26 protein-coding genes and 2 pseudogenes are annotated in these 24,325 nt (G+C 74.0%); 11 read left to right on the top strand and 17 right to left on the bottom strand.

The features are described 5' to 3' along the window. Positions 1 to 66: 66 nt before the first annotated feature. A pseudogene (locus OG618_RS35045) lies at positions 67 to 228 on the bottom strand (DUF4232 domain-containing protein); the annotation flags it as partial. A gap of 62 nt (positions 229 to 290) precedes the next feature. Between OG618_RS35045 and thpR the strand changes: the two are divergent. Together thpR and OG618_RS35055 are read left to right on the top strand one after the other, a co-directional pair. After that, complete coding sequence (gene thpR, locus OG618_RS35050; RefSeq protein ID WP_329491664.1) at positions 291 to 905, top strand: RNA 2',3'-cyclic phosphodiesterase; 615 nt, start codon at positions 291 to 293, stop codon at positions 903 to 905. Between the two features lie 242 nt (positions 906 to 1,147). Further along, positions 1,148 to 2,098, top strand: coding sequence for an SDR family NAD(P)-dependent oxidoreductase (locus OG618_RS35055; RefSeq protein WP_329491665.1), 951 nt, complete (start codon positions 1,148 to 1,150; stop codon positions 2,096 to 2,098). A 94-nt stretch (positions 2,099 to 2,192) separates the two neighbouring features. On the opposite strand, the gene OG618_RS35060 is transcribed toward OG618_RS35055, so the two are convergent. Next, positions 2,193 to 2,813, bottom strand: coding sequence for a YbhB/YbcL family Raf kinase inhibitor-like protein (locus tag OG618_RS35060; protein WP_329491666.1), 621 nt, complete (start codon positions 2,811 to 2,813; stop codon positions 2,193 to 2,195). A 150-nt stretch (positions 2,814 to 2,963) separates the two neighbouring features. On the opposite strand from OG618_RS35060, the gene OG618_RS35065 reads away from it, so the two are divergent. Further along, positions 2,964 to 3,848, top strand: coding sequence for a helix-turn-helix domain-containing protein (locus tag OG618_RS35065; protein WP_329491667.1), 885 nt, complete (start codon positions 2,964 to 2,966; stop codon positions 3,846 to 3,848). A gap of 73 nt (positions 3,849 to 3,921) precedes the next feature. Here the strand turns inward: OG618_RS35065 and OG618_RS35070 are convergent, their stop codons facing one another. The 3 genes from OG618_RS35070 to OG618_RS35080 all read right to left on the bottom strand — a co-directional run bounded on the left by OG618_RS35070 (position 3,922) and on the right by OG618_RS35080 (position 5,560). Next, positions 3,922 to 4,362: a hypothetical protein gene (locus OG618_RS35070; protein ID WP_329491668.1), complete on the bottom strand. Its 441-nt coding sequence runs from the start codon at positions 4,360 to 4,362 to the stop codon at positions 3,922 to 3,924. 201 nt (positions 4,363 to 4,563) lie between these two features. Beyond that, the gene (locus tag OG618_RS35075) at positions 4,564 to 5,301 is read right to left on the bottom strand and encodes a VOC family protein (protein WP_329491669.1); all 738 of its coding nucleotides are present in this window, start codon (positions 5,299 to 5,301) and stop codon (positions 4,564 to 4,566) included. Between the two features lie 70 nt (positions 5,302 to 5,371). Then, entirely contained in the window at positions 5,372 to 5,560 is a 189-nt protein-coding gene (locus tag OG618_RS35080) for a hypothetical protein (protein ID WP_329491671.1), read from the bottom strand. 204 nt (positions 5,561 to 5,764) lie between these two features. Here OG618_RS35080 and OG618_RS35085 point away from each other — a divergent pair, with 204 nt between their 5' ends. The 3 genes from OG618_RS35085 (at position 5,765) to OG618_RS35095 (ending at position 8,224) form a co-directional block, all read left to right on the top strand. Next, on the top strand, positions 5,765 to 6,370 hold the full coding sequence (locus OG618_RS35085; protein WP_329491672.1) for a DUF6461 domain-containing protein: 606 nt from the start codon (positions 5,765 to 5,767) through the stop codon (positions 6,368 to 6,370). 108 nt (positions 6,371 to 6,478) lie between these two features. Further along, positions 6,479 to 7,372, top strand: a complete 894-nt coding sequence (locus OG618_RS35090; RefSeq protein WP_329491673.1) for an RNA polymerase sigma-70 factor — start codon at positions 6,479 to 6,481, stop codon at positions 7,370 to 7,372. A 48-nt stretch (positions 7,373 to 7,420) separates the two neighbouring features. After that, positions 7,421 to 8,224, top strand: a complete 804-nt coding sequence (locus tag OG618_RS35095; protein WP_329491674.1) for an SDR family oxidoreductase — start codon at positions 7,421 to 7,423, stop codon at positions 8,222 to 8,224. Between the two features lie 489 nt (positions 8,225 to 8,713). Here the strand turns inward: OG618_RS35095 and OG618_RS35100 are convergent, their stop codons facing one another. Further along, positions 8,714 to 9,553 carry an SDR family oxidoreductase gene (locus tag OG618_RS35100; RefSeq protein WP_329491675.1) on the bottom strand — a complete coding sequence of 280 codons (840 nt, stop codon included), beginning with the start codon at positions 9,551 to 9,553 and terminating at the stop codon, positions 8,714 to 8,716. Positions 9,554 to 9,645: 92 nt separating this feature from the next. On the opposite strand from OG618_RS35100, the gene OG618_RS35105 reads away from it, so the two are divergent. Further along, positions 9,646 to 10,017 (top strand): winged helix-turn-helix transcriptional regulator, encoded by a 372-nt coding sequence (locus tag OG618_RS35105; RefSeq protein ID WP_329491676.1) that lies wholly within the window; start codon positions 9,646 to 9,648, stop codon positions 10,015 to 10,017. A gap of 162 nt (positions 10,018 to 10,179) precedes the next feature. Further along, complete coding sequence (locus OG618_RS35110; RefSeq protein WP_329491677.1) at positions 10,180 to 10,452, top strand: hypothetical protein; 273 nt, start codon at positions 10,180 to 10,182, stop codon at positions 10,450 to 10,452. A 158-nt stretch (positions 10,453 to 10,610) separates the two neighbouring features. Here OG618_RS35110 and OG618_RS35115 read toward each other — a convergent pair whose 3' ends face one another. Beyond that, complete coding sequence (locus OG618_RS35115) at positions 10,611 to 11,576, bottom strand: sensor histidine kinase (protein WP_329491678.1); 966 nt, start codon at positions 11,574 to 11,576, stop codon at positions 10,611 to 10,613. Beyond that, complete coding sequence (locus OG618_RS35120) at positions 11,573 to 12,355, bottom strand: MEDS domain-containing protein (RefSeq protein WP_329491679.1); 783 nt, start codon at positions 12,353 to 12,355, stop codon at positions 11,573 to 11,575. Before OG618_RS35120 ends, OG618_RS35115 begins: the two co-directional genes overlap by 4 nt. A gap of 389 nt (positions 12,356 to 12,744) precedes the next feature. Here OG618_RS35120 and OG618_RS35125 point away from each other — a divergent pair, with 389 nt between their 5' ends. Beyond that, positions 12,745 to 13,482 (top strand): alpha/beta hydrolase, encoded by a 738-nt coding sequence (locus OG618_RS35125; protein WP_329491680.1) that lies wholly within the window; start codon positions 12,745 to 12,747, stop codon positions 13,480 to 13,482. A gap of 153 nt (positions 13,483 to 13,635) precedes the next feature. Here OG618_RS35125 and OG618_RS35130 read toward each other — a convergent pair whose 3' ends face one another. The 7 genes from OG618_RS35130 to OG618_RS35160 all read right to left on the bottom strand — a co-directional run bounded on the left by OG618_RS35130 (position 13,636) and on the right by OG618_RS35160 (position 20,059). Next, positions 13,636 to 14,679, bottom strand: coding sequence for an alpha/beta fold hydrolase (locus OG618_RS35130; RefSeq protein ID WP_329491681.1), 1,044 nt, complete (start codon positions 14,677 to 14,679; stop codon positions 13,636 to 13,638). 439 nt (positions 14,680 to 15,118) lie between these two features. After that, positions 15,119 to 15,427 carry a hypothetical protein gene (locus OG618_RS35135; protein ID WP_329491682.1) on the bottom strand — a complete coding sequence of 103 codons (309 nt, stop codon included), beginning with the start codon at positions 15,425 to 15,427 and terminating at the stop codon, positions 15,119 to 15,121. Between the two features lie 532 nt (positions 15,428 to 15,959). Beyond that, positions 15,960 to 16,568, bottom strand: coding sequence for a hypothetical protein (locus tag OG618_RS35140; RefSeq protein WP_329491683.1), 609 nt, complete (start codon positions 16,566 to 16,568; stop codon positions 15,960 to 15,962). Between the two features lie 216 nt (positions 16,569 to 16,784). Beyond that, positions 16,785 to 17,027 (bottom strand): hypothetical protein, encoded by a 243-nt coding sequence (locus OG618_RS35145; protein ID WP_329491684.1) that lies wholly within the window; start codon positions 17,025 to 17,027, stop codon positions 16,785 to 16,787. A gap of 376 nt (positions 17,028 to 17,403) precedes the next feature. Continuing rightward, positions 17,404 to 18,150, bottom strand: a complete 747-nt coding sequence (locus tag OG618_RS35150) for an FAD:protein FMN transferase (protein WP_329491685.1) — start codon at positions 18,148 to 18,150, stop codon at positions 17,404 to 17,406. After that, positions 18,150 to 18,653 carry an FMN-binding protein gene (locus OG618_RS35155; protein WP_329491686.1) on the bottom strand — a complete coding sequence of 168 codons (504 nt, stop codon included), beginning with the start codon at positions 18,651 to 18,653 and terminating at the stop codon, positions 18,150 to 18,152. The genes OG618_RS35150 and OG618_RS35155 overlap by 1 nt, the downstream gene beginning before the upstream one ends. 11 nt (positions 18,654 to 18,664) lie before the next feature. Beyond that, on the bottom strand, positions 18,665 to 20,059 hold the full coding sequence (locus tag OG618_RS35160) for a ferredoxin reductase family protein (RefSeq protein WP_329491687.1): 1,395 nt from the start codon (positions 20,057 to 20,059) through the stop codon (positions 18,665 to 18,667). 275 nt (positions 20,060 to 20,334) lie between these two features. On the opposite strand from OG618_RS35160, the gene OG618_RS35165 reads away from it, so the two are divergent. Further along, a complete protein-coding gene (locus tag OG618_RS35165; RefSeq protein ID WP_442906910.1) occupies positions 20,335 to 21,045 on the top strand; it encodes a response regulator transcription factor in 711 nt (236 codons plus the stop codon). A 71-nt stretch (positions 21,046 to 21,116) separates the two neighbouring features. Next, positions 21,117 to 22,622: a sensor histidine kinase gene (locus OG618_RS35170; RefSeq protein ID WP_442906971.1), complete on the top strand. Its 1,506-nt coding sequence runs from the start codon at positions 21,117 to 21,119 to the stop codon at positions 22,620 to 22,622. 73 nt (positions 22,623 to 22,695) lie between these two features. Here OG618_RS35170 and OG618_RS35175 read toward each other — a convergent pair whose 3' ends face one another. Then, positions 22,696 to 23,961 carry an APC family permease gene (locus tag OG618_RS35175; RefSeq protein WP_329492394.1) on the bottom strand — a complete coding sequence of 422 codons (1,266 nt, stop codon included), beginning with the start codon at positions 23,959 to 23,961 and terminating at the stop codon, positions 22,696 to 22,698. Positions 23,962 to 24,171: 210 nt separating this feature from the next. After that, a pseudogene (locus OG618_RS35180) lies at positions 24,172 to 24,318 on the bottom strand (hypothetical protein); the annotation flags it as partial. Positions 24,319 to 24,325: the final 7 nt, after the last annotated feature.

Below are 24,325 nucleotides of genomic sequence, written 5' to 3' on the forward strand. Positions count from 1 at the left end.
GACCCCGGTCGGCCCCGGACGCGGGCCGGCCGGACGGCCTTCGGCGGTGCGCCCGGTGGGTGCGTTGCCCTGGCCGGCGCTTCCGATCGGGCCGACCTTCACCGGGGAGCCGCCGCCGTCCGTGACGGGCAGGGCGCCGGTGCCCGGCCAGGTGAGGTGGACCGGCTTCGTCTCGTCCGGCGGGGTCACGACCAGCCCGGTGACGCGAACGCCCGAGCCGCGCCCGTCCCGCCACGCACCCTCGCCCCCGGCGCGCGCGGGCGGACCGGCCTCGGCTAGCCTGCCCCCTCGTGGACGATCGACCCGAGCCCTCGACCCTGCGCGTCTTCGTGGCGCTAGCCCCGCCCGACGATGCCAAGGACGAACTGGCCCGGGCCCTGCGACCCGCCTATGCCGGGTACCCGCGGCTGCGGTGGAACCGGATCGAGGACTGGCACATCACCCTCGCCTTCCTCGGCGAACTGCCTGCCACGGCGGTGCCGCTGCTGCGGTCGGCGCTGGCCGGCCAGGCCGCGTCGCGCCCGGCTCTGCGCCTGGGCCTGCGGGGCGGCGGCCACTTCGACCAGCGCCTGCTGTGGAGCGGGATCGACGGCGACCTGGACGGACTGCACCTGCTCGCCACCGACGTCCGGAGCGTGATCAGGTCCTGCGGGATCGCGTTCACGGATCGCCCCCTGCGCCCCCATCTGACGCTGGCACGGTCCCGGCGCGACGACCCCACCAGCGTGCCGCAGGCCGCGGCCGGACTCGCCGGGTTCGTGGGCCGGTCCTGGCGGACCGAACGCCTCCACCTCGTCGGCAGCAACATCGGCCGCGGCCCCGGGCCGATCCGCTACCGCGACATCGAGGCATGGCGATTCGCCGCCGCCCGCACCGGCGGCGAGGACGTTCCCAGCGAGCCGTGACCGAGGCCTTGCGGCCTTGCGGCCTCGCGGCCGCAGTGGGGGGCGGCCGGGGGATCAGCCGCCTCCGAGCGGTGCTCGACCGCCGGCCGAGGCGCCGTGCCCGGCGGTGCGTTCGGGGAGGTGACGGGGGGCTGTCGGTGATGACGGCGATCTATCAGTGATCGGTGAGTCGGCCGCTGTGTGATGGGTCAGGTCGGCGCCGCCGTCCTGCACACCTCCCCCAGTCGAAGGAGCCACTCGTCATGACCCCCGCACCCCTGAGCCCGCCGTGGGACGTCCACCGGTTGCCGTCCGCCGCCGGCAAGTCCTTCCTGGTCACCGGAGGCAACGCCGGGATCGGCTACTTCGTCGCGGAGCAGCTCGCCGCGACCGGGGCCGTCGTGGTGCTCGGCTGCCGGGACCGGGGGAGGGCGGGTGCCGCCATGGCGGCGATCCGGTCGCGTGTTCCCGCCGCCCGGCTGCGCCACCTTCCGCTGGACCTCGCCGACCTGGCATCCGTGCGCGGCGTGGCGGACGGCCTCGGGCTCGACCGCCTCGACGCGGTGGTCCACAACGCGGGCGTCGCGCTCGACGACCCGCCGCGGCGGACGACGGAGGACGGTCACGAGCTGATGTTCGGGGTCAACCACCTCGGCCACGTCGCGCTGACCCGGGCACTGGCGCCCCTGCTGTCCGCGGCGCCGGCCGCCCGGATCGTCACGGTGGGGAGCTTCGCGGCGCGCTCCGAACGGCTGGACCCGGACGACCTCCAGTCGCTTCGGGACTACCGCCCCAGTCGTACCTACGGCCGGTCGAAGCTGGCGCAGATGTCCTTCGCCTTCGAGCTGGACCGCCGCCTGCGCGCCCGGGGCAGCACCCTGCTCAGCGTGGTGGCCCACCCCGGCGGCGCCCTGGACTCCCTGACCCCGCCCCGCCCGGGGGTGCACGCGGCGTCCCGGGGCACCCGGCTGCGCGCGCTGCCCGCCGGGCTGCTGCTCCAGGGCAAGGACGCCGGGGCGTGGCCGATCGTCCGGGCGGTCCTGGACCCGCGGGTGCGGGGAGGGCAGCTGTGGGGGCCCAGGGCCTTCGGCCTGCGCGGCGCGCCGCGGCTGGAGCCCGCGCGGGCCCACATGACCGATCCGGCCGTCGCCGGGCACCTGTGGGACGCCAGCTGCGACGGGGCCGGCGTCGAGGCCCACCTGGGCCTCCTCTAGACGCGGCTCCCGGTGTAGAAGCGGCTCCCGGTGCTCCGTGCCACCGTCGTGGTCGGCGCCGCCCCGGGAGCCGGGACGGTCAGCGGCGGGCAGGTCAGCGCCGGGCGGTGGCGGTCAGCTCCGCGGTGGCGAGGATGTGTCCGCTCATCGCCATCGAGAAGGAGGCCACGGCGGGGGTGCTGGTCGCGGCCAGGCCCAGGCCGGGCACGTCCAGCGCCACCACCCGGAGCACGTAGTGGTGCGCGCGGTCGCCGGCCGGCGGGCAGGGGCCCAGGTAGCCGGTGGCGCCGGTGTCGTTGGGCCCCGCGACCGCGCCGGCCGGTGTGGCGCCGGTGAGGGTCGTGACGGTGGCCGGGATGTCCCAGGTCATCGCGTGCCAGAAGCCGCTGCCGGTCGGCGCGTCCGGGTCGAAGAGCGAGACGGCGTAGCTGCGGGTGCCGGCGGGGGCGCCGGACCAGTGGACGGTCGGTGCCTGGTTGGCGCCGGAGCAGCCGAAGGCGTTCGCGTAGCCGGCCGCCGGGACCGTCCCGTTCCGCCAGTCGGGGCTGGTCACGGTGAACCGGGGCGTGTGCCGGGGGACGCCCGCGCGCACCTCGGTGTGCCCGAAGCGGTCCGATTGGGTGGCGGAGTGGGCCGCCGTCGAGGCGGCGCCGGCGAGGGCGACGGTGGCGGCCGTGGTGGCGGCGAGGGCGGTCACGCGGGTCGAGCGCTTCATGGGTGGTTCCGTTCCGGGTCGCACGGTGGTGTTCGGTCGGGACCAGCCTTCCGGCGCCCGGCGCCCCGGGGGAGGCCGCGCGCATCCTGGTACGCGGCGTGCCACCCTCCGGCGTGGACCGCGCGGCGCCCGACCGGCGACGATGTCGCTGTGAACGATCGACAGAACGGGCCCCGCGCCGAACTGGGCGCGTTCCTGCGGGCGACGCGCGAGCGGACCCTGCCGGGCGACGTCGGCCTGCGGGCGGGCGCGCGCCGCCGCACCCCGGGCCTGCGCCGCCAGGAGGTGGCCGAGCTCGCGGCGGTGAGCGTCGACTGGTACATCCGGCTGGAGCAGGGCCGCGCCGGGACCCCCGGCTCGGCGGTGCTGGAGGGGATCGCCGACGCGCTGCGGCTGACCCCCGCGGAGCGCGAGTACGTGCACCTCACCGCGCGCGGCGAGGTGCCCCCGCGCCGGCACGTCGCCACCGCGCCGGCGGCGTCCCTGCGGGCGGTACTGGACGGCATGCCGCTGCTGCCCGCCTACGTCATCGACCACCGCCTCGACGTCCTGGCGTGGAACAGCGCGGCCCGCGCGCTGTTCGGCGACGGGTTCGGCACCGGTACGGCCGCCAACACGGCGTGCCTGACCTTCCTGGACCCGGAGAACCGCCGGACCCAGCCGTCCTGGGAGCAGTTCGCGCGGGAGACGGTCGGTGCGCTGCGCTCGGCCTCCGCACGGCATCGAGGCGACCCGCGGCTGCACGCGGTCGTGGCGCAACTCCTGGACGGCAGCCCGGAGTTCGCCCTCTGGTGGGAGGACAGGACGGTGCGCGAGCGGTCCCACGGCAGCAAGCGGATGCGACACCCGGTGGGCGGGGAGCTGGCCCTCTGCTACGACCAGCTCGCCGCCACGGACGGCTCCGACCAGCGGCTGATGGTGCTCACCCCGGCGGACGGGGCGACCGAGCGGGCGCTGCGCCTGTTGATCGCCGGCTACTCGCAGGGCGCCGTGGGCACGTCGGCCCAGGTGCTCAAGGCGGCCCGGACGGCCTGAGTCGCCGGACCGTCCGGGCGGGTCCCGCCCGGGTGCTGGTTCGGCCTGTGACGCTCGTGCCGGTGATCCCCGGTCAGCGGCGGCCGGTGGCCAGGGTGACGAGGAACTGGCCGCCGCCCGGCTCGATGTGGGCGGTCACCGGCAGGTCCGGTACCAGCCGGGAGAACCGGTCCACCAGCCAGTCCGCGGCTTCCTGGGCGTCCTGCCTGGTCGGGCAGCGGCCCACCATCTCGCGGCCGCCCTTGCGCTCCAGCCTCGCGGCCACGGCGATCAGCGGCGCGGGCTCGACCACGTACAGGCGGTCCGGCCAGGCGATGACCACCTTGACCGCGCCCTTGCGGGAGTTGCACCCGCGGTGCGCGAGCCGCTCGGCGACCTTGGCCTTCCGGTCGGCGGTCCGGCTGTCAACGCTGGGCCCGCGCGGGTCGTTCACCGACTTGTCGGGGTCGACCGGTTCGTCGCACACCCAGCATCGCCAGCTGTCGTGCTCGGCCACATCATCGAGGAGACTCACCCGGGTAACCTAGCCTGCCCCGCCGCCGCCCCGTGCAGCAGGGCCTCGGCGATCGGGTGGAGCGGCGCCCGCCCCTCGCGCGGGCGAGGTCGCGCCGGCCCGGCGCCGGCCGGTCCCCGGTCCTACCGGCGTCCGCCACCCGGGTGCGGCGGACGCCCGCGCTCTCCGGGCCGGTCGGAGCCGGTCGGGCCTCGGCCGGAGTCAGCCGGGGCTGAGGAGACAGAACTCGTTGCCTTCCGGGTCGACCAGGATCGTCCAGTGGATCTCGGACTGGTCGACACCGGGGTCGGTGGCGCCCAGGGCGCGCAGCCGGTCCGCCTCCGCCGCGTGGTCGTCACCGCGGTAGGGGCGGAGGTCGAGGTGGACGCGGTTCCACCCGCTCTTGGTGTCGGGGGTGCGGATGAACTCCAGGTAGGGGCCGACGCCTGCGGCGGAGCGCATGGTCGCGTAGTCGTCGGTGACCTCGTGCAGCGTCCAGTCCATCGCCTCGCCCCAGAACCGGGCCATCGCCCGTGGGTCGGCGCAGTCGACCACCACCGCGGCGATCGGCCCGGTGTCCCGGTAGACCGGGCGGGGCTCCAGGACGCAGAACTCGTTGCCCTCCGGGTCGGCCATGACGGTCCAGGGGACGTCGCCCTGACCGACGTCGGCGAGCGTCGCGCCGAGGCCCCGCAGCCGTGCGACCAGCTCCGTCTGATGGGCCGTCGAGGTGGTGGCCAGGTCGAGGTGCACCCGATTCTTGACCGTTTTGGGTTCCGGCCGGGCAATGAGATCGATGCAGACGGCCGTGGGATCGGGGTAGCTGAAGCCGACGGGTTCGAGGTTGGTCACGCCAGGCCCCTCGCTGTCGAGGCCCCAACCGAGCGCCTCCGCCCAGAACCGGCCGAGCGCGGAGTCGTCGCGGGCCTTCATGTTGATCTGCACAAGTCGGGTTGCCATGCCGAAGATCATAGAAGCTGTCGCGGGCCCGCACCCGAGTGCGCGCGGAAGACCCGTCTCCCCGGCAACCTCACCGGCCCGCGGCGTGGAGCCCGGCGGTGGCGACGACCGGCCGGACCTTGGTGAGCATCAGGTGCAGGAACTGGTCGGGGTGGCGGAAGGACGCGAAGTGGCCGGCGTCCCTGATCAGGGCGAACTCCTTGACCGGCGCCTGCACGTCGTCGAGGAAGCACCGGGCCCGGTCGGTCGGGTTGAGCACGTCCTGGTCGCCCTGGAAGACGTGGGTGCCGCTGTCCGTTGTCCGTTGTCCGTGGGAGGGCCGACGAGAGTGGGAACGAAGGGGGCCGGGCGGTACCCGGACGACACGGCGTGCGGCCCGTGCCCCGACCCGGCAGGGGCCGGACTGTCGTACCCGCCGTCTAGCCTCGCGGGGAGAGCCGACCGCTGCACGGAGGGACTACGGATGAGTGGCCTGAGCTGGATGTACGGGACGGACCTGCCGCTGCTGAGCGTCACCTTCGCCCGTGATCTCACTGCGCGCGGGCTCCTGGAGCGGATGGGCGCGGACCCCGACACGCTGGCCGAGCGCACCCAGGAGGAGTTCAGGGACGAGTTCGACGACCTCCTCTACGAGGACGACGCCTATGTGGTGACCGCCGGCCGGTACGGGGCGTGGGCGTGGGTCTGGGAGCACGGCAGTTGGCTGTGCGTCGAGGACGAGGAACTGCTCGGTGAGCTCTCGACGGGGACGGCGGCGCTGTCCCTGCACGCCAACGAGAAGCCCCTGGTGGACTTCCGCTACGCCGAGGACGGGCAGCTGGTCACCGGTCTGCACACCCTCCTCGGCATCGAGCCCCGGCACCGCACCGGCCGGGACCCCCACCGCTTCGACGCCGAACTGCGGGCGCTGGGCGCCTGCCCGGACACCGGGGAGACCGGACCGCTGGGCATGCGCGGCCTCTTCTACCGTCTCGCCGAGGGGCTCGGCGCGGGTGTCGACCCCGCCGATCTCTCCGGTGGGGCTGTTCTCAGCGCCCAGCTCCGGCCGCGTCCCGACCGGGTCGGGTGATCCGCCCGGTCCGGTCGCCCGGCACGCGCTTCTCCGCCGCTCCCGGCGCGCGGGCGATCCGCCGCCGAGGTACCGGTTCCCGAGAGTGATCATTTAGCGTGTGCTCCCATGGAGAAGGCTCAGGAGTTCGAGGCGCACCGGCCTCGCTTGTTCTCGTTGGCGTACCGGATGCTCGGATCGGCGGCGGAGGCCGAGGACGCCGTGCAGGACGCCTACCTGAGGTGGCACGGGGCCGAGCGGGAGCGGATCGCCGCGCCGGGGCCGTGGCTGGCCAAGGTGACCACCAACCTGTGCCTGAACCGGCTGACGTCGGCGCGGGCCCGACGCGAGGAGTACGTCGGACCGTGGCTGCCGGAGCCGGTCCGGACCGACGGCGGGGCGCTCGGGCCGATGGAGACGGCGGAGCAGCGGGACGCGGTGTCGCTGGCCGTCCTGGTGATGATGGAGCGGTTGACCCCGCCCGAGCGGGCGGCGATGGTGCTCCGCGACGCCTTCGACTACAGCCACCGGGACGTCGCAGACGTGCTCGACTGCTCGGAGGCGAACGCACGGCAGCTGTACCGCAGGGCCAAGCAGCATCTGGGCGACGAGCGGCCGAGGTTCGTCTCCTCCCAGGGGGAGAGCCGCGAGTTGGTGCTGCGGTTCCTGGAGGCCGCGGCGCACGGCGAGCTGGCGCAGCTGGAGGAACTGCTCGCCGGACAGGTGGTCGCCTGGTCGGACGGCGGCGGCAAGGTGGGCGCGGCGCGTCGGCCGGTCGTCGGCCGGGAGAACGTGGCCCGGTTCCTGGCGGGTCTGTTCGCCCGGCGGGCGAACGGGGTGCGGATCGAGGTCGTCGAGGCGAACGGCACCGCGATGGTGTTGGGCTGGGAGGGTGGCGCACTGACGTCCTGCGGTGCGCTGGAGCTCGGTGGTGCCGGAATCACCGGCGTGCGGCTCATCAGGAACCCGGACAAACTGGCCTTCCTGGCGCATCAGTGCTCCGGGTTGTCACAGAACACGTGAGTCGTCGGTTCCTCATCGGTGACGGCAGAACGAGAAGGGCTGTGGCTGATGAAGAACGACGCGATCATGGTGACCGGCGCAACGGGCGTGCTCGGCCGGGAGGTACTGGACCGGGCGCGCCGCACCGGGCTGCCGGTGCGGGCCCTCACCCGCAGGTCAGTGCTCCCGGACGACCCGGGGGTGGCCTGGTTCACCGGTGACCTGGCCACCGGCGCCGGGCTGGACGAGGCGTTCGCCGGGGTCCGCACGGTCATCCACTGCGCGACCGACATCCGGCACTTCAAGAACGACATTCCGGCCTTCGAGCACCTGCTGGAGGCCGCGGCGCGCGCCGGAGTCGAGCACATCGTCAACATCTCGATCATCGGTGTCGACCGGATCCCGTACCCCTACTACCGGATCAAGCGGGAGGGCGAGCGGTTGCTCGCGGCCTCCGGGATCGGCTGGACCAATCTGCGCGCCAGTCAGTTCCCCGAGCTGCTGAACACGGCCTTCCGGTTCCTGTCCAGGCTGCCGGTGGTCGTCGTGCCGTCCGGCACCCGCTGCCAGCCCGTCGACCAGGGCGAGGTGGCGGACCGCCTGGTCGAGCTGGCCCTGGGTGATCCGGCCACCGGTGCGCCCCCGGCCGAGGGCTGGGGACGGGTGCCGGACCTGGCCGGCCCCACCGTGTACCCGGCCGACCGCCTGGCCAGGGACTGGCTGCGAGCGGCGGGCAAGCGCCGTCCCGTCCTGCCGGTCTTCATCCCGGGGAGGATCGGCGCCGCCTTCCGCTCCGGCGCCCTGACCGCGCCCGACCGACCGGCGGGCAGGCGGACCTGGGAGGCGTACCTGGCCGAGAAGGTCGCCCGCTGACTCCGGCGCGACCGTACGCGGCGACGCCGGTCGGGGCGGGCCGGCCGTGCGGACGGCCCGCCCCGTCGGTGCGCGCTGCGGTCGTCGTGGGCGCGTGGGACGTGGGCGCCTGCCGACCACCCGCTACGCGGACGATCCGGCCGGCGCCCCGGACCTCGCGGCACTGGTCACCGTGCTGGTCCGCGCCACCCGGTGTCGGGCGACCGTGCGGCGGGAGACGTCGTCGCTTCTCCGGGCGGGTGAACGTCCGGTAGTGGGCGGCCGAGGGCTGTGCGGCCCGGCGTGATCGCCGTCGTCGGACCCGGCCGTCCGGCTCGTCCCGGTCTCTCCGTCGTCGGAGCGGGGTCCGGGTGGCCGGTGTGCGGCTTCCTCAGGTGAGCCGTCGGCGGTGGCGCTGTGGCGGTGACCTGCGGAAGTGGCCGGCGGAGGCGAGCGCCTCGTGCGGTCGCTGCCGCGCGAGGCGCCCGGGTGGTGCGGGTGGGTCGTGCCTCAGCGGAACGCGGCGATGTTGCGGGTGACCCACTCGGTGAAGGGGTGCGGGGCGCGGCCGAGGACTCGTTCCACGTCCGGGCTGATCCGCAGTTCGGCCGGGTTCGGGGCGGAGATGATGTCCAGGGTGTCGTCGGCGAGTTCCACCGGCACGAACCGGGTCATCGTGGCCCTGGCCTCCTCGCGGGTGAGTTCGTGGAACCGCAGGGGGGAGCCGAGCACGGCGGCGAGCGCCTCCGCCTGCCGTCGGGGCGTGATCACCTCCGGTCCGGTCAGCTCGTACACCCGGCCGGTGTGCCGGTCGTCCAGCAGGCAGGCCGCCGCGACCCCGGCGATGTCCACCGGGTCGACGACCGGCACCCCCACATCGCCGAAGGGCGCGGCGACCGTCCCCTCCGTGCGGACGGACTGCGCCCAGGCCAGGGCGTTCGAGGCGAAGCCGCCCGGACGCAGGACGGCCCAGTCCAGGCCGGACTCCCGCAAGGCGTCCTCCACCGCGCGCATCGCCACCCGTGACGGATCGAGCGGCCTGGTCGCCACGCCCTGCGAGGAGAGCAGGACGACCCGGCGGACCCCGGCGGCCGCGGCCAGGCCGATGAGGTCGGCCGGCCTGGCCCCGGCGGCGTGCAGGTCGCCGGACAGCAGGAGGAAGAGCGCCTTCGCCCCGTCCAGCACGGGTACGAGGCTCGTCGGCTCGGCCAGGTCGGCCACCACGTGCCGGACACCGTCCGGCACCGCCGCCGCACGCCGCGACACCGCCGTCACCTGCTCGCCCACCTCGGCCAGCGCCTGCGTCAGAGGACGGCCCACGTTCCCGGTAGCCCCGGTCACCACGATCATGTTCAGCTCCTGGTTCGTTGTGTACTGCGGCAACTGACGTTAGGAGAGGGGCTTACTTCTCGTAAGGACGTACCCGGAGGTAAGCTCCGGACATGAGGGAAGGTGCGCAGCTGAGGCAAGCCGGGGCGGGCCGTCGGTATGAGGTGTTTCACACCGACTGCCCCGCGCGAGACGTGGTCGACCACGTGACCAGCCGGTGGGGCGTCTGGGTGCTGATCTCCCTGCGGAGCAATGACCTTCGGTTCTACGAGCTGCGCGACAGCATCCAGGGCATCAGCGAGAAGATGCTCGCCCAGACCCTGCGCGCCCTGGTCCAGGACGGCCTGGTCTGGCGGGAGGTGGAGCCGACGACGCCGCCTCAGGTCACCTACGGGCTCACCGAGTTCGGCCGGGACGTCAGCGAGCCGCTGACGGACCTGTTCGACCGGATCACCGAACGGCTGCCGCCGCGCGGCGCGCAATAGCGCCCGGCCCCGCGTCACCTGCCCTACCCCGTCGCCGCGCTGCGGTGACCGTTGCCGTGGACGGGTGACCGTTGCCGTGGACGGGTGACCGTCTCGTCGCGCCTGACGGTTCGTGGGGCCACCGTCCGGCCCGGTGTCGGTGCCGGCTGGGATGCTGGCGGCATGGACGACGAGGCACTGCTGCGCGGCCGCGTGTACGGGGCCGACCACGACGACCCGGACCCCGGGCCGCGCCCCGGGCACGAGTACCGGGAACTGGTCGGCGGCCCGCTCGACGGCCTGCTCCTGGACGTCACCGGCTGGGACGCCGAGCGGCTCGACCACGGCGCGGCGCTGGCCACCGAGCTCGGCGCGTTCGGTGCCGGCGGCCGCGCCCACTACCGACAGCGACCCTCGGACCGGCGCCGCTGGGACTGGCAGGGCGACAGCCCCTGACGGCGCCGGACCGGTGCGTCCGCCGGGCTGTCCGCCGTCCTTTGAATTCCGGCGAGAACCATTCCGGACAGCGGCGGAAGGGCCCGGTCAGCGCTTGCCGGGCGGTGGCGTCGGCGAAGCGGCGCCCCTCACGCCGCCCGCAGGACTCCGGCGGTCCACTACTGCTGCCGGGGCGCGTCCATGTGCAGGCGGATGGTGGTTCCCCCGGCGCGGCTGGAGCGGATCTCGACGAGGTCGCAGAGCTGGTGGGCGAGCCACAGGCCGCGGCCGCCGATCTGATCCGCGGTGGGGCGGCTGCGGCCGGCCATCACGTCGGAGATGTAGCCGGAGTCACGGAACTCGCAGAGGAACGTCGCGTCCTGGGCCCAGGTGCGCAGGGTGCCGTGGCCGCCCCCGTGGCGGATGCTGTTCGTCGCGATCTCCGTGACGGCGACGGCCAGTTTCGGCAACCGGTCCCGCAGGACACCCGCGTCGGTCGCGCACTGCGTCACCTTCGCGCGGATCGCGGCCATATCACCCTCTGTGTAGCTCAGTTCCTGGAAGGGATCGCACGGGCCGGCCAGCTCCTCGAAGGGGTACTCCTCGGCGCTCAGATACTCCTCGTTGGCCGCATCCCGGTCGGCCCGGCGGATCAGCGGATGGCAGCGCGACAGCGATCGCAGGGCGTCCTCGTCGTCGTCGGCGGCGTCGTAGGGGCACAGCATCGACCAGGTGGCGCTGCGCGCGAAGGCCCGGTTCAGCAGCCACTCGTGGTACCGCAGCTCCGAGAGGTGCGCTGTACTGCGCGCATGGCGCCAGGCGGTCTCACCGATGGCCCGTACCGGCCTGCCGCCTTCACCCCGCTCGGTCATCCAGGCCGACCAGGCCGCGATGTGCCGACCGGGATTGGGCCCGGCCGTCGTCGTGTCGACGAAGGTGACGGCGGGCTCGTCGACGAGTTCGCCGCGCAGCAGCGAGGTCTTGTCCGAGGGGACCGCGACGACCACCGCCTCGTCGGCCTCCAGGGCCTCGTGGATGAATCCCAGGGTCCCGGACAGGAACTGCGCGTCCCCGCGATAGGGGTACAGCTCGTGGCGGAACGGGCTCTCGCCCCGGTCGGACGTCGGGGGTACGGTCGCGGTCATGTCGCCATCACCACCGGCAGGTCGGCGGCCGCGTAACCCGCCAGCTCCCAGCAGAGGAGCACGGTCTCGTTGGCGCCCTCCACGACGACCCGGTGGCCCGGCAGGTGGCGGGCCGCGTCGACCAGAGCCTGCATGCCGGCAGCGTCGATGAGCTCAAGATCGTGGAACCCCAGCTTCACCATCGACGACTTCCTGACCGCGGCGCGGACGACGGCGTTGAACGCGGCCGCGCCCTCAAAGTCGACCACTCCGTCCACGCTCCACCTGTTGGCGCCCGTGCTGAACATCCGAAAGGACGGACGCGCAGCACGTGTGCCCACCTCGTGAGGATGCATGCACGCCACACCGTCCAGGGTAGTCCGGTCCCACCGCGACGGCCGGAACGCGCACACCACCATGGCGCCGCTCTCCGAAGCGAACTCGTCGAGTTTGAGCTCCCCGGCCAGCAGCTCCTCGGCCTCGGAGGCTGCCGTCGGGGGCATCCGCTCGGTGAGGACCCGTACGGACCGGAAGCCCTCCCGGGTCGCGGTGTGGACTTCCCTGCGCACCGCAGCAAGCATCATGTCCATGTCCAGTGCGTCCGGCAGATCGAGGACCACCGAGGTGGAGGGATGTCCGTCGCGTTCGATCTCGGCGGTGCCGAGGGAACCGATGACCACGACCTTGTCCCCGTACAGGGCTCCGTCCGCCAGAAAGGCCCGCGCATCGGCGAACGTGGCAGCGGGGCCCATCCGCCAGCAGACGTGGTCACCGAGACCGACCTCGTCCAGGGTCGCCAAAGCCCGCGCCGCTCTCACCCCGCCCCCTTCCCAGGTCACCCCCGCCAGCAGTGATAGGAGAATAACGGTTCCGGCAGATGCCCGGCTGTTTCGGGCGGCCGGAGTGCGGTCTACGCCTGCCCACCATGGGGAACGCCAACCCTCCCACGTCGGGGCCCGGCGTGAACGAGGCCGCTGCTCGGCCCGGAGAAGCTGTTCGCGGGGGCCGTGGGAAAACCCGTTTGGTGGACGAGGGGTGCGCTGCTACATTCCCGGTGACCGTGCGAGAGATCGAGGAGGTGGTACCCGTGGACGCAGTATCGACATGGGTGCTCCCCTCCGGGGTCACGGTCGGGCGATAGGCAGGTCGTCCGGGAGCGCCGTTCAGTGCACTCCCGAAAGGCACGACCATGCGCTTCACCTCCGAGCGGCGCCTCGACGAAGGCGTCCTCGAACGCGAATTCACCCTCGGTGAGATTCCGGGCATCCTGTGGACGCCCGCAGCCGTATCCTCACCGCTGCCGCTGATCCTGCTGGGCCACCCGCCCCTCGGACTGCGGAAGATGTACCCCCGGCTGGTGGACCGGGCCCGGCACTCCGCCGCAGAGGGCTTCGCCACGGCCACGATCGAACTCCCCGGAAGCGGTGACCGGCCCCGTTGGGCCGCCGTCGATCAGGCCCGCGCAGACCTGCGCCGGGCGATGGAGGCGGGCGAGCCGGTCAGCGACGAGATCGTCGACGCCCTCGTCCTCCCGCTGGTCGAAAAGGCGGTCCCGGAGTGGCAGGCCGCCCTGGACGCCCTCCTCGCGCTGCCCGGGATCGGCGGCCCGGTCGGGTACTCGGGGGGTGTGATCTCGATCGGCATCCGGCTCGCTGTGGTCGAGCCGCGCATCGTGGCCGCCGGGCTCTTCGCCGGGAGTCTCGTGCCTCGCGCCATGTTCGAGGAGGCCCGGCAGGTCACCATCCCGCTGCACGTCCTGCTGCAGTGGGACGACGAAGGGAACGACCGGCAGGCTGCTCTGGACCTCTTCGACGCCTTCGGCTCCCAGGAGAAGTCCCTGCACGCCAACATGGGCGGACACACCGGCGTCCCGCGGTTCGCGGGAGACGTCGCGGCCCAGTTCTTCGCCCGTCACCTGAGGAAGTGAGGTCGGCACCGGGCCGGTGACAGGCGGTCGCTGAGGTCGGCCGGTGTGCCGCTCGGACCGAGGCCGGCCCTCCACGGCGGTCCAGACCGTGGGCCCCTGCTGAACTCCGGCAGGGGCCCACGGCGGCGCCACGCCTCCTCGATCTCCTCGTCATCACAGCGGGCTGCCCCAGGCGCCGGTGACGGCGATGACGTCTCGGGCCAACGCCACGGGTCGCTCCCGGGCGATGAGGTGTCCGGCGCCGTGGACGGAACGGACGGTGGTGTGCGGGGCCAGGCGCAGCAACTGGTCGATGTCCTCGGCGGTGACGGATGAACCGGTGTCGCCGTGGACGAGCAGGAGGGGAAGGTCGAGTGCGCCGGTGATCTGCCGTAGCCGGGGGACCTGGGCGAGGATGTCCTCGACGAGCTCGGTGTGGGTGCCGGCCAGGCCGCCGGCGGCGAGGAAGCGGCGGACTCGGGCAGGTTCGAGGCAGGGGACGACGTCGACCAGTACCAGCCCTGCCACCCTTGCCCGCGCCGCCGGATCGCCGAGGGCGGCGACGGCGGCGAGCCCGCCCAGTGAGGCACCGACGACCACGCACCCCGGCGGCTCGGCGAACAGCATCGCGGCGACGTCCGCCGCGCACGCGGACAGCGTCCGAGCACGGCCGTCGCTGTCGCCGTGGCCCCGCTGGTCGAAGGCCACGCAGCGGAACCCGGCTTCGACGAGCAACTCGCTGACCGGTGCCCACACCTGACGGCGTTCGCCACCGGCATGCAACAGGAGACAGGTCGGTCCGGCACCGATTTCCTCCCCCCGCAGGATCGCATCGGGGCGAGTGATCCGCCGCGCCCGCGGAACGGTCGGGTCGATCATGTGACTCACGTCTTCCCCTCTCCCACGCGCGCCCGCGGAGGTCGGCTCGTCGGTGGACCGGTCGGTCCCCGAGCCGAACGCGATGCCTCCCACCGCCCGAAGGGGCGCTCCGGGAACCGAAGCTACACCGACCCGGATGCCGCCGGGAGGTACGACCGTCCTGTCACATCGCGCTCCGCAGGCCGGCGGCAGCGGGTTCCTGGGTACGGAGTCGGGCCGCCGGGCGGCGTCGGCCGGACAGCTGGTCGCCGCGACGTTCGCCACCATGCCCGGCGACGCTGCGGGGATCTGGCGGCATGCTGTCGACCTGCGGGATGCGGGCCGCATCGAGCCGGCCATGAACGGCGAGCGCTTCGTCGGTGGGAGCAGGCACCACCAACCGATGGGGGCATGCCGTGTTTCCTGACCGTCATGACGTCGTCGAGGGCACCTCGGCCGAGGAGCGGGCGTACCGGCGGTAGGCGGCAAGGCTGCACGATCCCCTTCCTCCGCGGGTGGGACGGGCCGGTCTGCCCGAGTTCGGTGCGAGGATGCGGCGGCGCTCTCAGGGCTGACCGATGCCGGTCACGCGACCGCCGGCGTGGTGGGAGACAGTGCTCCGGGGCGGGCTCGCCCTTGGCGGGCGCACTCTCGGCTCCCCCGGGTGATCCTGGATCGGATCACCGTCCGGCGCCGCCACCACCGCGCGGGCAGGGTGGTCGTGACCTCCCGCGCCGCTGTGCTCCGGTCCGTCGATGTGGTCGGGGACTCCCGAGCGGTGCTCGGGCCCGTCGGCCCGTCAACCGGTGGGTGTGCCGCTCCGGTCGCCTTCAACGACGGAACGCAGGTCCGCGAGAGCCTGCGCGGCGGCCGGGGGCGGGGACGCCCTGAGCGCGTCCGGGATCAGCTCGGCCAACCGTTCCGGCCGGTGGGGTGCGGCCCACAGGCGCCGGGCGGCGGCGACCTCCGAGCGCCGGACGGCCGGTCTCCGGCTGCGCGTCCAGGAGCCCCACCAGTCGGGGGCGAGCGGCAGGGCGGCGCGGGCGGTCGGCTGGTCCGGGTGCAGACCCAGCGGGCGTAGCGCACCGGCTCGGACCGACACGGTCACGAAGCCCCGCCATCGGCCCGACTCGCGGTCGGGCCCGCAGGTCAGGTCGCGGCGGATGTCCTGCTCGTCGACCGGCGACCAGTCGATGCCGTGGTCGCGCAGTCACACCGCGAGGGCCAGCCCGGGCTGCGGCATGCCGGTCGCGTTCTCGACGGTGAAGATCCTCACCCAGTCCTCGTCAGCCATCCGTTCAGACTGTCACACGGGCTGCCGCGCCGTCGCCTCGGTTTCGCGGCGCCGGCCCGCAGGTACCGTCGCCCGGATCGCCGCGCCGGCCGGGTCGTGCTCTGCGGAAGGACGTAGGACACCGCGCTGAGATCGCCTGGGGAACGTCTGTCGGGAGACGAATCACTGGGCAAGCGACGGTCCTCACCCGTCAATCGGCGGGGGCGGCGCTGCCGCTGTGCTGGATGCGCCGAGCACGACGACGACGCTTTGGGGCGTCTGCGCTGAGGCTGAACTCAGGTCGTCGGCCGGGGACGTGCCGGACCGGCCGGTCGGTGTTGCGACCGACCGGCCGGTCCGGAGGGGGTCAGCCCATCGTGCAGGCGAGCTGGGCCTTCACAGCGTCGCGGAGGTTCTCCTGGGCGCTGCAGTCGGCGCTGAAGACGTCCTGCCACTGGGGGCTGATGAAGTGGACGTTCACGATCTCGGTGACGATGTCGACGTTCTGGGCCTTGATGGTGTTCTTGGCGATCAGCACCTGCGGTGTCGGAGCCGTCTGGGCGCCGATGACGCCGCCTTCACCGTAGAACAGGTTGGTGATCTTGGTGTAGACGGTGACCCTCTTCCCCTTGATGTCGTTGCCGACGATGGCGACCGTCCAGTCCTTGTAGTTGCGCTGCCAGCCGAAGCTGGTCGCCCGGTTCAGGGCGGACACGGTGCCGTACTGGGCCTTGATGATCCAGTGGTGCCTGAGCAGCGGGCGACCGCTCGGGTGGTCCCGGGGGTGCGCCGGTTCCCCCGCCTGCACGGCGTCGCGCAGGTCCTGGTTCCCGGCGACCGGACCGTCCGCCGCCGAAGCCGCTGGGAGCGTCGCCGCGCCGGCCGGTGCGGCGACGCCGCCGGCGACGGCGAGGGCCGCTGCCCCGGTGACCACGACCGTCCTCCACCGTGCGCCGGACCGCTGACTGGTTGCCATCCTGGTACTCCTCGTTCACGTGCGTCGACGGGCCTCGCGGCACGCCCGCGCGCCCGCCACCGGGAAGTACCCGGTGCCCTCGACCCTGGCGGACCCGAGCGCGGTGCACATCAGTCGTTTGACTGACGGAGCAGAAGACCCGTCAGTGACCGACGACGGCGGTCACTGGGGAGGCCGCTCGGAGGGCAGCGGGTGGCGGAGCGCCGGACGCCCCGCTCAGTGCCAGCCGGAGTTCCAGTCCTGGTTCGCCGGTCCGGCGTCACCGCCCAAGGAGGAGAGGAGGCCGACCAAGAAGAGGACCACCACGATCAGCCCGAGCAGTACCAACCAGAAGGTGTCCTCAAATCCGGCCTGGTACGGGCCTTTTGGTCGATCCGGTCGATCCGGCTGGTCACCGCCGCCCTCGTCGCTCCGGCCCTCGTCGCTTCGGCCCTCGGCATCGCTGCCCTCGTCGGCCACCGTGTGCCCCCTCCGTCGGGACTCATGGCACCGCGTCGCACGGTCGGCGTCAAGTCTTTCGGCGGTGGCGCAGCCGGGTGGGCCCGCTCAGCTCCCGGCCTTGCGGGGGCCACACCAGCCAGTGGTGGCCACCATCGCCCAGGCGCGCGCCATCGGACGGCGACGTCCCCGGTACGCGAGCCGATGGCGTCGGCCCCGTAGAGCGCCCACGCCATCGGGACGGCGGTGATCGCCGCAACGGTGAGTTGCGTCCGGTCCGTGGGAACAGAGCTCCCGGGTCGGCGGAGTTCACGGCGCCCGGCCGCGCGCACCGGAGGCACCCGCGTGACGAACACCCGACGCCGAAGGGCCGGGTCGGTGCGGCCGTGGTCCCGGGTCAGGGCGCGGCGAGGAGGGCGGTCAGGCCGGAGGTGCCCCGGCGGGTGCCGTCGGACAGGATCACGAGGGCCTCGATGCCGCTGCGTCGCTCGGCCCAGTGCAGGGCGGCGGCTGGCCCCATGGCGAAGGCGGCCGTCGCCAACGCGTCGGTGAGCGCGATGTCCTGGCCGATCAGGGTGACCGATAGCGCGCCGTGCGGCGGGCGCCCGGTGTGTGGATCCAGGATGTGCTGGCCGCGTTCGGCCGTACCGGATCCGGCGACCGCGAGGCGGTCGCGCGCCTCGACGACGGCGGCCAGCCGGCCGGGGGCCGCCGGGTCGGCGATGCCGACGCGCCACGAGCGGCCGGGCGCCGGGGCTCCGGCCGTCTGGACGTCTCCGCCACCGGTCAGGCTGTGGTGCGGGAACCCGGCAGCCGTGAGCAGGTGGGAGGCGCGTTCGATCGCCCAGCCCTTGACCCAGCCCGACGGGTCGAGGGAGCCGCCGGCCCGTACGGAGAAGTAGCCGGCGGTCTCCCGTGCCACGGCGGCGCAGTGGTCGAGGGCCTCGGTCACCAGCGGATCGCACTGGGCGAGGGTCAGTTCGCCGCGGGCGAGACGGCTGATCTGACTCAGTGGACGGTAGGTGGAGAAGAGCCGGTCGAGCCGGTGGAGTTCGGCGAGGGCCGGGGCGAGGTCGGCGGGCGCGGCGTCGCGGACGGCGAAGGAGAAGACCGTCCCCATGGCGTGCTCGGTGTGTCCGAGCATCAGACGCCTGCCTGGTCGAGGGCGCTCTGCAACGACCGCCGGTAGCCCTCGCTGGTGTAGGTGGCGCCGGCGACGGCGTCGACGCGCGCGCTCTGCGCGGAGACGGCCTCCTGGTTGAGCCGGGGCAGCGCGAACTGGTTGATCTCCAGGTCGCGCCTGCTCTCCGACGGGTACCGCACCACCTCGGCCTTGGTGATCCGGCCGCCGCTGAGGGTGATCCGCACCTGGACCGGTCCGTAGCGGGTGTCGACGGCGTTGCCGGTGACGACCCGGGCGCCGGAAGCGTTACCCGCTCCTGCGGCGGCCGAGAGCGACGAATCCCCGGACGACGGCTCCCCGGACGACGACCCCCCGGGCGTCGCCGGGGCGGCGGACGCGGTGCCGCCCGGATCGGAACCGATGACGGGGGCGGCCCCGGGGGAGGCGGAGCCGTGCGGCTTGAGGGAGAGCAGCAGGACGACGCCGGCTGCGGTGACGGTGCTGGCCAGAACGGCGCGGCGCATGGCGGGCTCCTTCAGAGGTCGAACGACTCGTGGTGGATGCGGTGGGCGGGGACGCCGGCGGCACGCAGCTCGTGCGTGACCGCCCCGGTCATGGCCGCCGGCCCGCACAGGAACACGTCGTGCTGCGCCAGGCCCGGCACCAGCCGGCCGAGCGCGGCGGCGGAGAGCGGGTCGCCCGTCTCGTCGCGACGGCCGACGAGGTAGGACAGACGGGCCGAGCGCGTCCCGGCGATCCGCTCCAGTTCCCGCCGGAACAGCAGGTCCTCGCCGTCCCGGGCCCGGTAGAGCAGGGTCAGCTCACCGGGCCCGGCCGGCAGGGTCTCGAACAGGGTCCGCAGCGGGGTGATGCCGACGCCGCCGGCGATCAGGAGGACGCGCCGCTGGGTCCGCCGGCGGGCGGTGAAGGCCCCGTACGGGCCCTCGGCGCGCACCCGGGTCCCCGGGTGGAGGCCGGCGAGGGCGGCGCTGTGGCCGCCGAGTCCCTTGACGGTGAAGCGCAGGAACCGGTCGGTGGGCGGTGCGGAGAGCGAGTACGGGTTGGCGGCCCACCGCAACCCGGGGGCGAGGAACTGGAGCCGGAAGAACTGGCCCGGTTCGGCGCGCAGTTCGCCCAGCCGCTCACCGGACAGGAAGACGGACACCACCCCGGGGCCCTCGGGACGGACCTCCGCGACGTGCAGCCGGTGGCGGCGGTCGCGGAGGAACGGGACGGCGAGCCGGTACCAGCCCAGCACGGCGAAGGTGCCGAGGTAGAGCACGTACCAGCCGGCGCGGGCGGGCCCCCGGCCGAGGTCGGCGCCGTTGGTGAGCTGGTGGGCGAAGCCGAGGGCGACCGCGAGATAGGTCGCCAGGTGCAGGTAGTACCAGGTCTCGTAACCCAGCCTGCGGCGGGCCACCCGGGCCGAGACGGCGCCGGTGCCGAGGAGGAGCAGCGTGGCCGCGGTGGCCTTGAGCATGTCCGGGTCGTGGAGCACCATCCGCACGGTTTCGCGGAGGACGGCCCGGTGCGCGGTGAGCGCGGACCCCCAGACGACGGTGAGGACGTGGACGGTGACCAGACCGACCAGGTAGCGCCCGCCGATCGCGTGCCAGCGCGCCAGCCGGTCCGCGCCGACGTCCCGCTCCAGGGCGGGTATCCGGGCCATCAGCAGGAGCAGCACCGGCGCGGCGTACCCGGCGAGCAGGCCGGTGATCCGGCCCGCGCCGGTGAGCCACTGGTCGGCACCGGTCACCGCGTAGGTGTCCTGCCACCACAGGGCGAGCACGGTGCCCGCTCCGGTGGCCACGGCCGGCGGGACGAGCCGGGCGAGCAGCCACGGCGGGAGCACCGGCCGCTGCGAGGTGCGCTGGTGCCGACGGTGGCCGGCAGGCGCGGCGCGACGCGGTCGCTGGACTGCGGTACCCATGGTCCTGTTCCTCTCTGCGCGGCTCCGACGTCCTGCGCGCGGCCCGGGCAGGGTGCGCGGACGACCGTGATCCGGAGACCGGCCACCGTGTCAGCCGTACCTCTCAGTTCCCTCTGAGTTCCGCCGCCACCGACCCTCCTGCAGAGAGTTCTGCCAGCTCAGGGCCATGATCGACGGTTTGCGGTCTCAGCGGATTCTCACCCTGGCACGGCACAATGGCGCGGAGAGCTACCGCACGCCCCCTGCGACCGGGAGCGCCGACCGGATTGGATGCCATGCCCGTGCCCACCCCGCGTGTCCTGGTCGTCGACGACGAACCCGACCTGGTCGAGGTTCTGTGCGCCGCCCTGCGCCACGAGGGCTGGGAGTCGCGCGGGGCGGCCTCGGGGGAGGAGGCGGTGCTGGAGTGCCGCGGCTGGGAGCCCGACGCCGTCGTGCTGGACATGATGCTCCCCGGCCTGGACGGCATGGCGGTGCTGGCACGCATCCACGCCGAGCAGCCCCAGGTACGGGTGCTGTTCCTGACCGCCCGGGACGCCGTCGAGGACCGGATCGCCGGGATCGAAGCCGGCGGCGACGACTACGTCACCAAGCCCTTCAGCCTGCAGGAGGTCGTGGTCAGGCTGCGGCGGCTGCTGCGGCGGGCCCAGGCGGCGGACACCTCCGCGGCCGCAGTGCCGGCGGGCGCCCTCGTGCTGGGTGACCTCGTCCTGGTGGAGCAGTCCAGGGAGGTGCTCCGGGGCGGCACCCCGGTCGAGCTGTCCCCGACCGAGTTCCAGCTGCTCCGCTACCTGATGCAGCACCCGCGCCAGGTGCTGAGCAAGGCCCAGATCCTGGATGCCGTCTGGTCCTACGACTTCGGCGGGCAGGCCCACGTCGTGGAGCTCTACATCAGCTACCTGCGCAAGAAGGTCGACGCGGGCCGGCCGGCGATGATCCACACCGTCCGGGGCGCCGGCTACCTGATCAAAGCACCCGTCGCGTGAAGGGCCGCTCGGTGAAGGGCCGGCTGGTGGACAGCCGCTCCGTGAAGGCCCGCTCGGTGAAGGGCCGCTCGGTGAAGAGCCGGCTGGTGGACAGCCGCCTCGTGCCGCGCACCATCAGCAGCAGGCTGGTCGCAGGCCTGCTGGCCCTGCTGGCCGTCACCTTCGCCGGTGTCGGCCTCGCCGTCACCACCGCGCTCGACCACTACCTGGTGAACCAGCTCGACCAGCGCCTCGCCGACGCGGGCGGACGGTACGCCGCCAGCCTGGAACACGGCGGCGCCGGCCCGGGACCACGCGGCGACACCCGCGCCCAGAGCCCCGGCACCTTCGGCGCCCGCCTGGTGAACGGCCAGGTCACCAACGCGGGCGTGGTCGACGGCGACGCCGACGACGACGGGGTCGCCGAGGGCACCCTCCCGGCCGACACCGACGACACCGTCGCCCTCACCCAGCGGGACCGGCAGAACCTCGCCCGGCTCCCGGTGGGCGGAACACCCGGCTCGGTGCGCCTCTCCGGCCTGGGCCCCTACCGCCTCCGCGCCGTCGCCGGGCGCGACGGCGACATCCTGATCACCGGCCTCCCCCTGCACCAGGTCCACGAGACCGAGAACCGCGTCGTCGCACTGGAGCTGGTCTCCTTCGCGATCGCCCTCGGCATCACCGGCGTGGCCGGCGCCCTCTGGGTGAGGCTCTCGCTGCGCCCGATGAACCGCATCGCCGACACCGCGGAACGGATCGGCGCCCTCCCGCTCGCGGAGGGCGAGGTCGTCCTCGACGACCGGGTACCGGGGGCGGACCCGAGGACCGAGACCGGCCGGGTCGCCCTCGCCTTCAACCGGATGCTGGGCCACGTCGAGCACTCCCTCGCCCAGCGCCACGCGTCCGAGAACCGGCTGCGCGCTTTCGCCGCCGACGCGGGCCACGAACTGCGGACGCCGCTCGCCACCATCCGGGGCCACGCCGAACTCGCCCTCGGTCACCCGGGAGGCACCCCGGCCGAGGTGACGCACTCCCTGCGCCGCATCGATGCCGAGTCCGTCCGGATGGGAGCCATCGTCGAGGACCTGCTGCTGCTCGCCCGGCTCGACGCGGGGCGGCCGCTCGCCCGCGAGGAGGTCGACCTCACCCGCATCGCCCTCGACTGCACCCAGGACGCGCGGGTCGCGGCGCCCGGCCACCACTGGCGGCTCGAACTGCCGCCCGAGCCGGTCGTCGTGACGGGGGACGAGCACCGGCTGCGCCAGGTCGTCACGAACCTGCTCTCGAACGCCCACCGCCACACCCCCGACGGCACGACCGTCGTCCTGCGGGTCGAAGCCCGCCGCGTGATGGTCTCCGACGACGGCCCGGGGATCCCTCCCGAGCTCGCCCCGCACGTCTTCGAACGGTTCGTCCGGGGCGACAGCTCGCGCTCGCGCACGAGCGGCGGCACCGGGCTCGGCCTCGCGATCGTCGAGGCAGTCGCCACCGCCCACGGCGGCACGGTGACCCTGGCCCCGCGCCCGGGCGGCGGCACCGACGTCACGGTGACTCTCGGCTGCCCCGATGCCCGGGCGGCGGCACCGTCGTCACCATGACTCCCGGCCGGCCGGCGCCCGGCCGGCCCGCGCGTCACGGCCGTCGGTGCAGCAGTCGGCCACCGAGGCGTGCTCAGCCCCGGCGAAGCAGCCTGCGCGCGCCGTAGACGGTGGCGCCCAGCGCGAGCACGGCGGCGCCCCACAGCACCGAGGCGGCCGGCAGGGCGGCGGCCAGGACGAGGCAGCCCGCCGCGCCGACCACCGGCACGACCCGGGGTGGGCGTCCCTCCGCGGGCGTGAGGGTCCAGGCGCAGGCGTTGGCGACGGCGTAGTAGGCGAGTACGCCGAAGGAGGAGAAGCCGATCGCGCCGCGCACGTCCGCGGTGGCCGCCAGGACGGCGACCACCGCGCCGACGGCCAGCTCCGCGCGGTGCGGCACGCCGAAACGCGGGTGGACGGCGGACAGCCGGTGCGGCAGGTGGTGGTCGCGGGCCATCGCCAGGGTGGTGCGCGAGACCCCGAGGATCAGTGCGAGCAGCGAGCCGAGCGCCGCCACGGCCGCACCCGCGCGCACCACCGGGGCCAGGCCCGGGGCGCCGGCGGCCCGGACGGCGTCGACCAGCGGCGCCGCCGAGTGGGCCAGAGCGGCCGGGCCGAGTACGGCGAGGACGGCGAGCGCGACGAGGGCGTACACCACCAGGGTGATGCCGAGGGCGAGCGAGACCGCCCGGGGGATGGTCCGTCGCGGATCGCGCACCTCCTCCCCGAGCGTGGCGATCCTCGCGTACCCGGCGAACGCGAAGAACAGCAGGCCGCCCGCCTGCAGGACGCCGTGGAAGCCGGCGTCCGCGCCGACCGCCCAATGGCCGGCGTCGGCCGTCGAGCCGGTCAGGCAGGCGGTGACCACCGCGGCCAGCACGGCCAGGACGGCGGCGACGATTCCGCGTGTCAGCCAGGCGGCTTTCTGGACCCCGACGTAGTTGACGGCGGTCAGCACCACCACTGCCGCGACCGCGACGGCGTGCGCCTGGGCGGGCCACACGTAGGAGCCCACGGTGAGTGCCATCGCCGCGCACGAGGCCGTCTTGCCGACCACGAAGCCCCATCCGGCCAGGTAGCCCCAGAAGTCGCCGAGGCGCTCGCGGCCGTAGACGTAGGTGCCCCCGGACCTCGGGTAGCGCGCGGCCAGCCGGGCCGACGAGGTGGCGTTGCAGTACGCCACCACGGCCGCCAGGGCCAGCCCGACCAGCAGCCCGGAGCCGGCTGCCGAAGCGGCGGGCGCGAGCGCCGCGAAGACTCCCGCGCCGATCATCGACCCGAGCCCGATCACCACGGCGTCGAACAGGCCCAGATGCCGTCCCAACGCCCCCGGAGCGGCTGGTGACGCCGACGTGTTCATGGACTGCCCTTCGCGGATTCCGATGTCGGCGCACGATACGCGAACGAGGTGGCGGGTACCTGAACGGGCCCGCCGGCCGGCTGCGGCGGTCCTCGGTAGTCTCGGCCGGATCCTTCGGGAGCCGGGGCCGCGCCGGTCCGGGTGTCCGGCGCGGCGGCGGTCTACGGCACAGCGGGCAGCGTGACACCGGCCGCTGACCACCGTCACGTCCGGTCCCCAGGCGGCGCCCAGCACCATCACCCCGGGGAAACCGGTGTCGGTATCGGGGGCGAACGCCATCCCGGCTCCCGCGAGGTCGGGGCGGACCGTCGGCTGGGCGCCGGCCGACAGTGCCAGGAAGGGGCGGTCGACGCCCATCCGCTCG

Source organism: Kitasatospora sp. NBC_01246 (assembly GCF_036226505.1).
Classification (GTDB): Bacteria; Actinomycetota; Actinomycetes; order Streptomycetales; family Streptomycetaceae; genus Kitasatospora.